A 13106-nucleotide genomic window follows, 5' to 3' on the forward strand; every position below is an offset into this window, starting at 1 on the left:
GCCCCGCACAGCGAACTGGCCGAAGGCTGGAAACAGCCGTCAGGCCAGGAAAATCGCCATGAAGACCAGCACGGCGATCACGCCTGCGGTCGCCAGCGTCATAAAGCGGGTGAAGGCGTGCCAGCCCGCCTCGTGACGGCGGACGACATCCTCGCTGACCGGATTGTGGCCGTGTTCCGTAACCGCCATCGCCCTCTGCCTCCCCTGTTATGGTTCCGGCGGAGAATGTGGGGAGTGCGGACGGTTGCGGCAAGGGTCCCGCTTGGCCGATGGGCGCCTTTGGGGCGCTCAGGCCGGCGGGTTGATGAGCGTCGGCAGGTCCGCCGCCGGGCCCGACAGGGTCACCCGGCCATCCTCGACACGGGCGCGGCCCTCGGCGATCAGGCGCAGCGCCTGGGGGTAGAGCCGGTGTTCGGCCTCCAGCACGCGGGCGGACAGCCGGTCGGCGTCGTCGCCGGGCAGCACCGGGACCGCGGCCTGGGCGATGATCGGCCCCTCGTCCATCTCCGTGCGCACGTAATGGACGGTGCAGCCATGGAAGCGCACCCCGGCGTCCAGCGCCCGCTGGTGCGTGTCCAGCCCCTTGAAGGAGGGCAGGAGCGACGGGTGGATGTTGATCATCCGGTCGTGCCAGCGCTCGACGAACCAGGGCGACAGCAGCCGCATGAAGCCCGCCAGACAGACCAGCTCGACCCCCGCCTCGCGCAGGCGCGCGTCCATGGCCTCTTCGAAGGCGCGCTTGTCGCCGGGGAAGTCGCGATGGCTGACCACGGCGACCGGGACCCCGGCGGCGGCGGCGCGCTCCAACCCGTAGGCGTCGGCCTTGTTGGAGAGCACCAGCGCGATGTCCGCCGGAAAGTCCGGGGCGGTGCAGGCGTCGATCAACGCCTGCAGATTGCTGCCGCGCCCGGAAATCAGGACTCCAACCTTCAGAGCGGTGGGCGTCAGGCCGACCATGCCGTGTCCATGCCGGTGACGGTGACGCGGGCGTCGCCGTCCTTGACCGCGTGGACGGTGCCGACGGTGAAGACCGTCTCGCCGCCCTGGGCCAGGATCTCGGCCGCCTGCTGCGCCTTGTCCGCCGGGACCACGACGACCATGCCGAGGCCGGTGTTGAAGGTGCGCGCCATGTCCAGCGGGGTCAGCCCGCCCGTCTTCATCAGCCAGTGGAAGACCGGAGGCAGCGGCCACGTGGACGCGTCGAGCGTGACGCCCAGCCCGTCCGGCAGGACGCGCGGGATGTTCTCGATCAGGCCGCCGCCGGTGATGTGGGCCATCGCCCGCACCGTGCCGGCGCGCACCGCGGCCAGCGTGCTCTTCACATAGATGCGGGTCGGGGTCAACAGCGCCTCGCCCAGCGTCTTCGAGGTGTCCCAGGGGCAGGGCGAGTCGTAGCCGAGGCCGGACGTCTCGACCAGCTTGCGAACCAGCGAGTAGCCGTTGGAGTGCACGCCGGAGGAGGCGAGGCCGAGCACGACGTCGCCGTCCTGCACGGTGGCGCCGGTCAGGGCGTCCTTGCGCTCGACGGCACCGACCGAGAAGCCGGCGAGGTCGTAGTCGCCCTCGGCGTACATGCCCGGCATCTCCGCCGTCTCGCCGCCGACCAGCGCGCAGCCGGCCTGGCGGCAGCCTTCCGCGATGCCGGCGACGATGGCGCGGCCCGCGGCGACGTCCAGCTTGCCTGTGGCGTAGTAATCGAGGAACAGCAGCGGCTCCGCGCCCTGGACGACGAGGTCGTTCACGCACATCGCCACGAGGTCGATGCCCACCGTGTCGTGACGGTTCGCCAGGATGGCGACCTTCAGCTTGGTGCCGACGCCGTCCGTGGTGGCGACGAGCAGCGGGTCGTGATACCCGGCCGCGCGCAGGTCGAACAGGGCGCCGAACCCGCCCAGCCCGGCGTCGGAGCCCGGGCGCGCGGTGGAACGGGCGAGCGGCTTGATCGCGTCAACGAGCGCGTTGCCCGCATCAATGTCCACGCCGGCCTGCTTGTAGGCGTCGGACGTGTTATTAGACTGGGTGCTGATGGTATCCTCGCTTGGGCTGAGCTATATACCTGGGCCACCTGAACCGGGTCAATTTGGGCCGGGTCAATAGGGAACGGGCCGAACATACTCGAATCGGAAGGCTTTGCAATGCTCCACCGCCGCCATGCGCCGCTGTTTGCGGGCTTCGCCGCCATCACCGTGGCCCTGGCCGTCCAGGCCGGCCCCGTGGAAGCGCAGGTGACCGGCGCCGCTCCACCCGCGGTGGCGGCCCCCACCGCCGTTCCGGGGGGAACTCCGGGAGCGGCGCCTGCGGCGGTTCCGGCGGCGGACCCCTTCACCGTGTCGGGCGTGAAGGTGGACGTCAGCGCCGCCAACGCCAACGCCGCCCGCGATCAGGCGATCCGCGACGCGCAGGTGAAGGCGTGGGCGGAGCTGTACAAGCGCCTCGTCCCCACCGCCACCAGTGTGCCGCGGGTGTCGGACATCGAACTCGCCCGGCTGGTCCAGGGCTTCGAGATCGACGACGAGAAGGTGTCGGCCACCCGCTATGTCGGCAGCATCACCGTGCGCTTCCGTCCCAATTCCGTGCGCGAGACGCTGGCCGGCGGCGGCCAGCAGTATGTCGAGCCGCCGGCCCGGCCTTACGTCATCCTGCCGGTCACCGTCGTGGACGGGCGCCCCGTCCTGTGGGAGGACCGCACCGACTGGCGCGAGGCCTGGGAGGGCCGGCAAACCGGTGCCTCGCTGGTGCCGCTGGTCGTTCCGGACGGCGAGCTGGCCGACATCTCCGCCATCGGCGTGAACGAGGCGCTGTCCGGCGATCCCGAGGCGCTGGCCCGCATCGCCCAGCGCTACAACGCCGGGGGCGTGATCGTCGCCAAGACCGATCTGCCGGCGGGCGGTCTGGATCTCGGCCGTCCGCTGGCGGTCGAGGTGACCCATTACACCCCCGACGGCGCGCGGGACCAGCAGACGGTCAACGTGAAGGCCGACATGGCCGACCGGGCTGGCGACTTCCTGACCCGCGCGACGACCTTCGTGTCGGCCGCCATCGACGAATCCTACCGCCGCGACAACACCGTGGCGAGCGGGCCGGAGCAGTCGACGCTGGTGCGCGTGCCGCTGGCCAGCCTCAACGACTGGGTGGAGACGCGCAAGCGGCTGGGCATGGTCAACGCCGTGACCCGGACCGACGTGCTGTCGATCAGCCGCTACGAGGCGCTGGTCGCGCTGACCCACCGCGGCGACGTGGAGCGGCTGCGCCAGGCGCTTGCCCGGCGCGACCTCGGCCTCGCCCGCACCGGGGCGGTCGCGGCACCGGTTCCGGTGCCCGTTCCGGGCCAGCCGCTCCCGCCGGTCGCGCCCACGCCGGAATGGCAGCTCCAGGTGCTGGCGAAGGGTGCCGGGGCGTCGTCCCTGGCGCAGCCCGCCACCGTTTCGCCTGCGCCCGTTTCGGCCACCACTCCGTCCAGCTTTTCCCCGGCCGCCGCCCCGCCGTCGGCCTATCCCAGCGTGACGCCGGCCCCGGTCGGTGCGCCGCAGGCCGCGCCGGGGGCTCCACCGCGCATTCTGGGGACGCTGCCGGCTGGCACGGCCCGTCCGTGACGCGGAGGGCGTGACGGAAGGCCGTCCAACGGCGTTACAGACGGGCCGGGACCGACCCCGGAAGGGGCGGCGGCGTAAGGGACAACGGCAGAAGGCACCGCGGTGAGCATCCCGAACATCATCACCTTCGGCCGCATCCTGGTGGTGCCGGTCGCCGTCTATTTTATCCTGGCCGGGGAGCTGGGGGTCGCCTTCTGGCTGTTCGTCGGGGCGGGGGTGTCCGACGCCGTGGACGGCGCCGTGGCGCGCATGTTCCGCGCCCGCACCGTGCTCGGCGCCTATCTCGACCCGATCGCCGACAAGGCGCTGCTGGTCAGCGTCTACGTCTCGCTGGGCCACATCGGCGTGCTGCCGCTGTGGCTGGTCATCCTGGTGGTGTTCCGCGACCTCATGATTGTCGGCGGGGTGATGCTGCTCTACACGCTGAAGGAGTCGCTGGCGATGCAGCCGCTCTACGTCAGCAAGATCAACACGGCGGTGCAGCTCGCCCTGGCGGCGGCGGTGCTGGCCCCGGCGGGGCTGGGGCTGCCGGAGTTCCACCTGTTCGGATGGGAGCTGGTGCCGCTGCTGATCTGGGTCTGCGCCGCGACGACGGTGCTGTCGGGGCTCGCCTACGTCTACCGTGGCGGCCTTCTGTTCAGCCGGCACGGAGGGGTGCCGTGACGGCGGGCAAGCAGATCCGCTTCTGGTTGATCGGGCTTGGCCTCTTCGTTCTGGCCCTGTGGCTGCTGTCCGGCATGCTGCTGCCCTTCGTGGTCGGGCTGGCGGTGGCCTATCTGCTCGATCCGGTGGTCGACCGGGTGGAGCGCTGGCGCCTGCCGCGCTGGCTGGCGACGACGCTGGTGCTGCTGTCCTTCGTCCTGGTGCTGGTGCTGATGGTCCTGCTGCTGCTGCCGCTGGTGCAGTCGCAGGTGTCCCACCTGATCGAGGTGTTGCCCAACTACGCCAACGCCGCGCGCGACCGGCTGATGCCGATGCTCGACCGGCTGGTCCACCGCCTGTCGCCGGAGGATGTGGAGCGGCTGCGCGGTGCTGCCGGCAACTACGCCGGGGACGTGGTCGGCTGGGTCGGCCGGGTGCTGAAGCACATCCTGTCCGGCGGGCTGGCGCTGTTCGACGTGCTGTCGGTGATGTTCATCACCCCCATCGTCGCCTTCTACCTGATGCGCGACTGGGACATCCTGGTTGCCAAGGTGAACGGCTGGCTGCCCCTGCACCACGCCACGACCATCCGGGAGCAGGCGCGTGAGGTCGACGAGACGCTGGCCGGATTCGTCCGCGGGCAGGCGCTGGTCTGCCTCGTGCTCGGGGTGTTCTACGCGGTGGCGCTGTCGCTGGCCGGGCTGGATTTCGGGCTGGTGATCGGGCTGATGGCCGGGCTCCTGTCCTTCATCCCCTATGTCGGCTCGCTGTTCGGATTCGTGTCGAGCACCGGGCTGGCCCTGCTGCAGTTCGACGACCCGTGGCGAATCGCCATCGTCATCGCGATATTCCTGTTCGGGCAGGCGGTGGAGGGCAATGTCCTGACGCCGAAGCTGGTGGGCGAGAAGGTTGGGCTGCACGCGGTCTGGGTGATCTTCGCCCTGCTGGCCGGCGGGTCGCTGTTCGGTTTCGTCGGGGTTCTGCTGGCGGTTCCGGTGGCGGCGGTGATCGGGGTGCTGACACGCTTCGCGTTGGGGCGCTATCTTGAGAGCCCCTACTACCGCGGTACCCCCTCCTGATGACCCCCGCCTCATGACGCCCGTCCCATGACCTTAGCGGCTCAGATACCGCTCGACCTCGGACACCGCGCCGCCATGGGTTGCGAGGATTTCCTCGTGGCGCCCAGCAACGCCGAGGCGGTGGCTTGGCTCGACCGCTGGCCGTCCTGGCCGGCGCCGGCCCTGACGCTGTACGGGCCGGACGGTTGCGGCAAGACGCATCTGGGCCATGTCTGGCGGGCGCGCAGTCACGCCCCCATCGCCCTGGGTGAGGCGCTCGACCAGATCGACCCGCACGCCCTGCTGGCCCGCGCCAACGCCGTGGTGGTCGAGGACGCGGACCGGGTGGCCGGCGCGCCGGCGCGGGAGGAGGCGCTGTTCCACCTCTACAACCTCGCCCGCGACTCGGGCGGGCATCTGCTCCTGCTGTCGCGGCGCCCGCCGTCACGCTGGCGGATGAAGCTGGCCGACCTGCGCTCCCGCATCAAGGCGGCCCCCGCGGTGGGGGTGGAGGCGCCGGACGACGCCCTGCTCGCCGCCGTGCTGGTCAAGCTGTTCGCCGACCGCCAGTTGCGGCCGGGCATGGACCTCATCACCTACCTGCTGACGCGGATGGAGCGGTCGCTGGAGGCGGCGGGGCGGGTGGTCGCGGCGCTTGACCGCGCCTCGCTGGCCGCGCACCGTCCCCTGACCGTGCCGCTGGCCCGCGAGGTGCTGGCCGGTCTGGAGGCCGGGAAGGGAGGAGACGAGGATGGATCTGGGAATCGCCGGACGCCGCGCCATCGTGTGCGCAGCCAGCAAGGGACTGGGTAAGGCCTGCGCCCTGGCGCTGGCGCGCGAGGGGGTGGCGGTCACCATCACCGCCCGCGGCCGCGATCGGCTGGAGGCCGCCGCCGAGGAGATCCGCAAGGAGACCGGCGCCACCGTGACCACCGCCGTCGGCGACATCGCGACGGAGGAGGGGCGCGCCGCCGCTCTGGCCGCCTGTCCGGAGCCGGACATCCTGGTCAACAACGCGGGCGGCCCGCCGCCGGGCGATTTCCGCGATTGGGAGCGCGACGACTGGGTCCGCGCCGTCGAGGCCAACATGCTGGCTCCGATCTTCCTCATCAAGGCGACGGTGGACGGCATGATCGACCGCCGATTCGGCCGGATCGTCAACGTCACCTCGGCGGCGGTGAAGGCGCCGATCCCCATCCTCGGCCTGTCCAACGGGGCGCGGGCGGGGCTGACCGGCTTCGTCGCTGGGCTGTCGCGCCAGACCGTGCGCCACAACGTGACGATCAACAACCTGCTGCCCGGCCCCTTCGAGACCGACCGCCTGCGGGCCACCATGGAAGGCGGGGCCAAGGCCAACAACCGCAGCCTGGACGAGGAGATGGACCTCCGCCGCGCCGGCAACCCGTCGGGCCGCTTCGGCGATCCGGCAGAGTTCGGTGCGGCCTGCGCCTTCCTCTGCTCCGCCCATGCCGGCTTCATGACCGGGCAGAACGTCCTGCTGGACGGCGGTGCCTACGCGGGGACGCTATAGGGCGCTTGCCGTTGAGGGCCTTGCCCCCACCCCGGCCCTCCCCCGCTTGCGCGGGAGAGGGTGCCTTTCGCGAGGCGGCGGCAGTCCCCTCCACCTCGTAGAGGGGGAGGGTTAGGGAGGGGGCAAGACCTTCACCAGAACACTGGCCCGTCGCGGAACGCCTTCCACAGCCCCGGCAGCGCCTTGCGGCGCTTGTCGGCCTGCTTGGCGAGCCAGCGGGCGGTCGCCTCGGCGGCGGGCCGGTGCTCCGGCCGGTCCGCCGACAGGCGGCGCAACAGGCTGCCGGCCACCGCGACGTCGTGCTCCGCGTCCAGCGCGGCCAGCAGGGCGTCGAGCGCCGCGATGAAGGGCACCGTCGCGGTTTCGGCGTGGAGGCCGCGGAAGAACTCCGCCGTGTGACGCAGCTTGCGCAGGCGGCGGCGCAGCCGGTCGCGCGCCGCGGCGTCGGCTTTATCCAGGTCGCGGCCCGCCTTCAGGGCCTTGGCGTGCTGGGCGGTTAGCCAGGGGCCGGACAGCTCGGCCATCGGGCGGTCGAACTGGGCGCGGACCTCCGGCGCGGCGCCGGACTGCCATGCACCGTCCTCCAGCCAGGCGCCGAGCGCCAGGATCAGCCCGGTGCAGCGCGGCGACTGGATCGCCTCGACGGCCGCCAACGCCGGTCCGCGCCGGGCTTCCCGCACCGCGGCGGTCAGCGCGGCGATTGCGTCGGCGGCAGCCTTCTCCGTCGCCGCGAACGGCGCGATCCCGTGGGACAGCAGCACGTCCCAGTCGCGCGCCGGGCCGAGCTGGCGGGAGACCCGGCGGATGTCGTTTCCGGCGCGGCAGGCGTCCGGCACCCCGGCCAGGGGGCGGAACAGACGGATGGCGGTGCGCAGGCGGCGCAGAGCGACGCGCATCTGGTGCAGCCCCTCCACATCGCCGCCGGCCAGGGCGCAGGCTTCGTTGGCGAGCAGCAGGCGAAGCCCGTGCCGCACGATGTGGCGGTAGGCCTCGGCCACCGTGGAGACCGGGGTGAGGCCCAGCGGCTCCGGCAGGACGGGGGCGGGCAGGCGGCCGGTGACGAGACGGTCGCCGATCTCCGCCTTGCTCTCCGTCCCGATGCGTACCGGCACGCGGCGTTGCAGCGTCAGCGCGAGGTCGAACAAGCGCCCGATGCGGCCCGACTTCAGCTCAAGCTCGACCTCGCTGATCCGGGCGCAGGCGTTGCCGGCGGTGATCTGGCCGTCGTCCACCGCCACCTCGATGGAGGTCAGGGCGTCCGGGCGGACGAGCAGGGTGGTGCGCCGGAACTCCGTCGTGAACTGCGGAACCAGCGCCGCCCGCGCGTCCTCCGGCACCAGGGCGGCCACGCCCTCGGCGTCGAGGGGCGTCATGTCGGGGGCGGCCGTGGGGATGGCCCAGTCCCATTTCTTGCGGATGGCCACCGCGGCCGAATCGCCGGGGGTGGCGGCGTTGATGGTCTTCAGCGTCTGCACGAAGCGGTCGCCGTCCTGCCTCACCCGCAAGGCCACGCCCCCCAGAAACAGCCGCCGGTCCGGCGTGTCGTAATAGACGGTGCGCAGGTTGCGGACGACCGGCGCGCCCTCCGCCTTCTCCTTCAGCGCGGGAAGGTCCGCAACGCGGGGAAGATCGCGCGGATCGAGATGGAGCTTCATCTCCACCTCGCGCGTAGCGGACACCGTGGCGGACACCGCGGCGGGTGCGCCTGGGGGCGTGTTGTTCTGGGGCGCGGAGGACACGGGGGGCGACTCCTGCTCGGTTCCGGGCCTGCTCTGGTCAGGGTTGAAATACCCCATTTGGCAAAAGGGCGTTAAGAGAGTTTCCGTGGCAGGATGAAATCGGCCAGCCGTCCCGCCCCGCTGTCCAGGTCGGCCCAGCGGGCCGCTTCGAACAGAATGACGGCGCAGGCACCGGTCGGAAACTTCTCCGCCAGCGCCGCGCGGTGCCGCTCCTCGCCGCTGCCGGTCAGCTCGCGGGCGAGGTCGTGGAGGTCCGGGTTGTGGGCGACCAGCATCAGCGACGACACGGAGTCGGGCGCGTCGCGCAGCCGTTCCAGAAGGACCCCGGCGCCGCACAGGTAGAGGCCCCGCTCGCGCTCCACCGGGATGTCCGGCGCGTCCATCACCTCCAGCAGGCGGTCGGCGGTGTCCGCCGCGCGCCGGGCGGTGGAGCACAGCACCAGCCCGATGCGCGCGCCGCGGTCCTTCAGTTCGTGGCCGACCAGCCGGGCCGCTTTCCTGCCCCGCGGCGCCAGCGGGCGGTCGTGGTCGTCCAGGGAGGGATCGTCCCACGCGGACTTGCCGTGGCGCATGAGATACAGGGTCTTCATCGAGGCGGTCCCTTCCTGTCCGGATCGCGGCCCGGCGGGATGCGCGGGGGGTGCGACTGTTTTCGCAGCGGTATTATCGTGACGGCAGTATTATGCTGTCTGACCCAAAACCGTAACGTAGTTGGGGTAGGTTGCCTGGCCCGTCGACCGCGGCGGGGCAGTTCGGCCTGACCGGACTGTAGCGGCACCACCCATCACGCAAAAGCCCGAGGCTGCTGTGACCGAACTTCAGGACTTGGAAGCCACCTGCATCGAAGCGGACGCGCCGGAGCGCTTCATCAACCGCGAACTGTCGTGGCTGGCCTTCAACCAGCGCGTCCTGGATGAGGCGTCCAACCCGAACCACCCGCTGCTCGAACGGCTGAGGTTCCTGTCGATTTCGTCCAGCAACCTCGACGAATTCTACATGGTCCGCGTCGCCGGCCTGAAGGGGCAGGTGGCCGCGGGGGTGAAGACCCCCAGCGCCGAGAACCTGACCCCGGCCCAGCAGCTGACCGCGGTGAACCAGCGCATCGTCGAGTTGATGAACGCGCAGCAGACCATGTGGCGCAGCCTGAAGCAGGACCTGCGCGAGGCCGGCATCATGGTGGTCGGCGCCGAGGACCTGACCGAGGGGGAGAAGGACTGGCTGGAGGCCAAGTTCCTCGACGACATCTTCCCCATCCTGACGCCCATCGCCGTGGACCCGGCGCACCCGTTCCCCTTCCTGCCCAACCTGGGCTTCTCGCTGGCGCTGCAACTGCACGAGCCGGTGAAGGGGCGGCACCTCGACGCGCTGGTCCCGCTGCCGGCCCAACTCGACCGCTTCATCCGCCTGCCGGGATCGGAGATCCGCTTCATCCAGCTGGAAAAGCTGGTGATGCTGTTCATCGACCGGCTTTTCCCGCCGTTCCAGGTGAAGGCCCACGGCGTCTTCCGCGTCCTGCGCGACAGCGAGATGGAGATCGAGGAGGAGGCGGAGGATCTGGTCCGCACCTTCGAAAGCGCGCTGAAGCGCCGCCGCCGCGGCAGCGTCATACGGCTGGCCACCGACGCCGGCATGGCCGCCGACCTGCGCGAGTTCCTGCGCCACGAACTGCGCGTGTCGAACGACGATGTGTTCGTCCTTGATGGGCTGATCGGCCTGTCGGACACCCGCCAGCTCATCGTCGACGAGCGGCCCGATCTGGTCTTCCGCCCCTTCAACGCCCGCTTCCCGGAGCGCATCCGCGACTTCGGCGGCGACTGCTTCGCGGCCATCCGCGACAAGGACATCGTCGTCCACCATCCGTACGAGAGCTTCGACGTGGTGGTGCAGTTCATCCGGCAGGCAGCGCGCGACCCGCAGGTGGTCGCCATCAAGCAGACGCTCTACCGCACCAGCAAGGACAGCCCGATCGTCGCCGCGCTGATCGAGGCGGCGGAGGCCGGCAAATCGGTCACCGCTCTGGTCGAACTGAAGGCCCGCTTCGACGAGGAGGCCAACATCCGCTGGGCGCGCGACCTGGAGCGCGCCGGCGCCCAGGTCGTCTACGGCTTCGTCGATCTGAAGACGCACGCCAAGGTGTCGCTGGTGGTGCGGCGCGAGAACAAGGCGTTGCGCAGCTACGTCCATTTCGGGACCGGCAACTACCACCCGATCACGGCCAAGGTCTACACCGACCTGTCCTTCTTCACCTGCGACCCGGCGCTCTGCCACGACGCGGCGGTGATGTTCAACTACATGACCGGCTACGCCACGCCGAAGCTGTTGGAGAAGATCGCCATCGCCCCGATCACGCTGCGCCAGAAGCTGGGCCAGCTGATCGACGCGGAGGTCGCCAACGCCGCCGCCGGCAAACCCGCCCACATCTGGGTGAAGCTGAATTCGCTGGTCGATTCGGAGATCATCGACCAGCTTTACAAGGCGTCGCAGAAAGGCGTGCAGATCGACATGGTGATCCGCGGCATCTGCTGCCTGCGCCCCGGCGTCAAAGGCCTGTCGGAGAACATCCGGGTGCGCAGCATCGTCGGGCGCTTTCTGGAGCATGGGCGCGTCATCTGCTTCGCCAACGGCCACGCGCTGCCCAGCCCGCAAGCCAAGCTCTACATCTCCTCCGCCGACTGGATGACGCGCAACCTGGACCGCCGGATCGAGACGCTGGTGCCCATCGAGAACCCGACGGTGCACGAGCAGGTGCTGGACCAGATCATGGTCGCCAACCTGAAGGATGAGGCGAACACCTGGAAACTCGGCCCCGATGGCGTTTATCATCGCGTGGAGGCTGGTCCGGACGCGTTCAGCGCCCATAACTACTTCATGACGAACCCCAGCCTGTCGGGGCGCGGCAGCGCGCTCAGCAGCAAAAAGACGCCGCCGCGGTTGAAGCTGCGTACGGTCATCTGATTGAGGACATCGGTTGCTTATGACGCCGGCGCAGGAACACACGGTCGCCACCAAGGCCGTCGAGAAGGGCGAGCGGATCGCCGTCATCGACATCGGGTCCAACTCGATCCGGCTCGTCGTCTATGACGCTCTGAAGCGATCGCCTCTGCCGGTCTTCAACGAGAAGGTCCTGTGCGGGCTCGGCCGCGGGGTGGAGAAGACCGGCTGCCTGAACCCGGACGGCGTGATCCAGGGCCTGGAGGCCCTGGAACGCTTCGCCCTGCTGGTCGCGGGCATGCGCGTCGGGCGGTTGGATGTCATCGCCACAGCGGCGGTGCGCGACGCCACGGACGGCCCGGCCTTCATCCAGCGGGTGAAGGACCGCACCGGCCTCGACGTCAGCGTCATCACCGGCGAGGAGGAGGCGCGGCTGTCCGCCATGGGCGTGCTGTCCGGCACCCCCGCCGCGGACGGGCTGGTCGGCGACCTCGGCGGCGGCAGCCTGGAACTGGTGCGGCTGGAGCGCGGCGTGATCGGCGAGCATCTGACGATGCCGCTGGGGCCGTTGCGCCTGATGGAGCTGAACCCCGCCAAGCCGAACGGGCTGGTCCGCGCCATCGACCAGCATCTGGAGAAGCTGGACTGGCTGGCCCAGATGCGCGGCAAGCCCTTCTTCCCGGTGGGCGGCGGCTGGCGGGCGCTGGCCAAGCTGCACATGGAGCATGTGAAGCACCCGCTGCACATCATTCACCATTACACGGTGCCCTTCGCCGAGGCGCGGGACTTCGCCGCGCTGATCGCCAAGCAGAGCCGCTCCTCGCTGGAGAAGATGTCCGGCTCCCGCCGCCGCATCGACACGCTGCCCTACGCGGCGCTGGTGTTCGAGCGGCTGTTGCGGATGGTCCAGCCGTCCAGCGTGGTGTTCTCGGCCTTCGGGTTGCGGGAAGGTCACCTCTACGCGCTGCTCGACCCGGAGGGGCAGCGGCAGGACCCGCTGATCGCCGCGGTCGAGGACTGGGCGCAGCGCTTCGTCCGCATCGGCGATCCGGCCCTGTTGGTGTCCTGGACCGGCAATCTCTTCGCCGGAGAGGACGACGCGGCCTTGAGGCTGCGGCAGGCCGCCTGCCTGTTGAGCGACGTGGGCTGGGCCGAGCATCCCGATTACCGGGCGGAGCACGCCTGCCTGCGCATCCTGCGCTACCCGTTCCCCGGCATCGACCACGACGAGCGGGCCTTCCTGGCGCTGGCCGTCTATGCGCGTTACGCCGGCTCCATCGACGGTCCGGGCACGCCCAACGCGGTCACCGCGGGGCCGCGGTCACTGCTCAGCGACGCCCAGGCGCGCAAGGCGCTGGTTCTGGGGCTGGCGCTGCGGCTGGCCCACACGCTGACCGGCGGGGCCACCGCGCTGCTGCAGCGCACGGCGCTGAAGGTGTCGGGGGAGCGGCTGGTGCTGACCCTGCCGGACGATTTCAGCGTGCCGGCCGGCGAGACGGTGCAGCGGCGCCTGGACGCGCTGGCGAAGGCGCTGAACCGCAAAGGCGAGATTGTGCCGCCGGCTAGGCCCCAGGCGGCGGAGTAAAGGTTTTTTACCCCTCTCCCAGGGCGG

12 protein-coding genes are annotated in these 13106 nt (G+C 70.6%); 7 read left to right on the forward strand and 5 right to left on the reverse strand.

Going from position 1 to position 13106, the window contains the following annotated elements; all coding sequences use genetic code 11:
* Positions 1 to 39 precede the first annotated feature (39 nt).
* The 3 genes from AMK58_RS29645 to purM form a co-directional block, all read right to left on the reverse strand.
* The gene (locus AMK58_RS29645; protein WP_079285365.1) at positions 40 to 189 is read right to left on the reverse strand and encodes an aa3-type cytochrome c oxidase subunit IV; all 150 of its coding nucleotides are present in this window, start codon (positions 187 to 189) and stop codon (positions 40 to 42) included.
* Positions 190 to 288: 99 nt separating this feature from the next.
* Positions 289 to 957 (reverse strand): phosphoribosylglycinamide formyltransferase, encoded by a 669-nt coding sequence (gene purN / locus AMK58_RS15970; protein WP_035676692.1) that lies wholly within the window; start codon positions 955 to 957, stop codon positions 289 to 291.
* Entirely contained in the window at positions 945 to 1979 is a 1035-nt protein-coding gene (gene purM, locus AMK58_RS15975) for a phosphoribosylformylglycinamidine cyclo-ligase (protein WP_404801031.1), read from the reverse strand. The genes purN and purM overlap by 13 nt, the downstream gene beginning before the upstream one ends.
* A gap of 156 nt (positions 1980 to 2135) precedes the next feature.
* Here purM and AMK58_RS15980 point away from each other — a divergent pair, with 156 nt between their 5' ends.
* The 5 genes from AMK58_RS15980 to AMK58_RS16000 all read left to right on the forward strand — a co-directional run bounded on the left by AMK58_RS15980 (position 2136) and on the right by AMK58_RS16000 (position 6824).
* Positions 2136 to 3593, forward strand: a complete 1458-nt coding sequence (locus AMK58_RS15980; protein WP_059399174.1) for a DUF2066 domain-containing protein — start codon at positions 2136 to 2138, stop codon at positions 3591 to 3593.
* A gap of 102 nt (positions 3594 to 3695) precedes the next feature.
* Positions 3696 to 4256: a CDP-alcohol phosphatidyltransferase family protein gene (locus AMK58_RS15985; RefSeq protein WP_035676677.1), complete on the forward strand. Its 561-nt coding sequence runs from the start codon at positions 3696 to 3698 to the stop codon at positions 4254 to 4256.
* Complete coding sequence (locus tag AMK58_RS15990) at positions 4253 to 5314, forward strand: AI-2E family transporter (protein ID WP_035676675.1); 1062 nt, start codon at positions 4253 to 4255, stop codon at positions 5312 to 5314. The genes AMK58_RS15985 and AMK58_RS15990 overlap by 4 nt, the downstream gene beginning before the upstream one ends.
* Positions 5315 to 5341: 27 nt before the next feature.
* Entirely contained in the window at positions 5342 to 6106 is a 765-nt protein-coding gene (locus AMK58_RS15995; protein WP_051140443.1) for an HdaA/DnaA family protein, read from the forward strand.
* Positions 6045 to 6824, forward strand: coding sequence for an SDR family oxidoreductase (locus AMK58_RS16000; RefSeq protein ID WP_035676674.1), 780 nt, complete (start codon positions 6045 to 6047; stop codon positions 6822 to 6824). Before AMK58_RS15995 ends, AMK58_RS16000 begins: the two co-directional genes overlap by 62 nt.
* A 131-nt stretch (positions 6825 to 6955) precedes the next feature.
* Here AMK58_RS16000 and AMK58_RS16005 read toward each other — a convergent pair whose 3' ends face one another.
* Both AMK58_RS16005 and AMK58_RS16010 read right to left on the reverse strand, forming a co-directional pair.
* Positions 6956 to 8563, reverse strand: coding sequence for a CYTH and CHAD domain-containing protein (locus tag AMK58_RS16005; RefSeq protein WP_059399415.1), 1608 nt, complete (start codon positions 8561 to 8563; stop codon positions 6956 to 6958).
* Positions 8564 to 8634: 71 nt separating this feature from the next.
* Positions 8635 to 9153 carry a SixA phosphatase family protein gene (locus AMK58_RS16010; RefSeq protein WP_035676666.1) on the reverse strand — a complete coding sequence of 173 codons (519 nt, stop codon included), beginning with the start codon at positions 9151 to 9153 and terminating at the stop codon, positions 8635 to 8637.
* Positions 9154 to 9370: 217 nt separating this feature from the next.
* On the opposite strand from AMK58_RS16010, the gene AMK58_RS16015 reads away from it, so the two are divergent.
* Positions 9371 to 11518 (forward strand): RNA degradosome polyphosphate kinase, encoded by a 2148-nt coding sequence (locus AMK58_RS16015; protein WP_035676665.1) that lies wholly within the window; start codon positions 9371 to 9373, stop codon positions 11516 to 11518.
* Positions 11519 to 11537: 19 nt separating this feature from the next.
* Positions 11538 to 13079 carry a Ppx/GppA family phosphatase gene (locus AMK58_RS16020; protein ID WP_051140441.1) on the forward strand — a complete coding sequence of 514 codons (1542 nt, stop codon included), beginning with the start codon at positions 11538 to 11540 and terminating at the stop codon, positions 13077 to 13079.
* Positions 13080 to 13106 lie beyond the last annotated feature (27 nt).

It is taken from the genome of Azospirillum brasilense, from assembly GCF_001315015.1.
In the GTDB taxonomy this organism is placed as follows: domain Bacteria; phylum Pseudomonadota; class Alphaproteobacteria; order Azospirillales; family Azospirillaceae; genus Azospirillum; species Azospirillum brasilense.

Coding starts and splice junctions, on each gene's coding strand:
- AMK58_RS29645 (WP_079285365.1), bottom strand. CDS start 189: ATGGCGGTTACGGAACACGGCCACAATCCGGTCAGCGAGGATGTCGTC.
- purN (WP_035676692.1), bottom strand. CDS start 957: ATGGTCGGCCTGACGCCCACCGCTCTGAAGGTTGGAGTCCTGATTTCC.
- AMK58_RS15980 (WP_059399174.1), top strand. CDS start 2,136: ATGCTCCACCGCCGCCATGCGCCGCTGTTTGCGGGCTTCGCCGCCATC.
- AMK58_RS15995 (WP_051140443.1), top strand. CDS start 5,342: ATGACCTTAGCGGCTCAGATACCGCTCGACCTCGGACACCGCGCCGCC.
- AMK58_RS16000 (WP_035676674.1), top strand. CDS start 6,045: ATGGATCTGGGAATCGCCGGACGCCGCGCCATCGTGTGCGCAGCCAGC.
- AMK58_RS16010 (WP_035676666.1), bottom strand. CDS start 9,153: ATGAAGACCCTGTATCTCATGCGCCACGGCAAGTCCGCGTGGGACGAT.
- AMK58_RS16020 (WP_051140441.1), top strand. CDS start 11,538: ATGACGCCGGCGCAGGAACACACGGTCGCCACCAAGGCCGTCGAGAAG.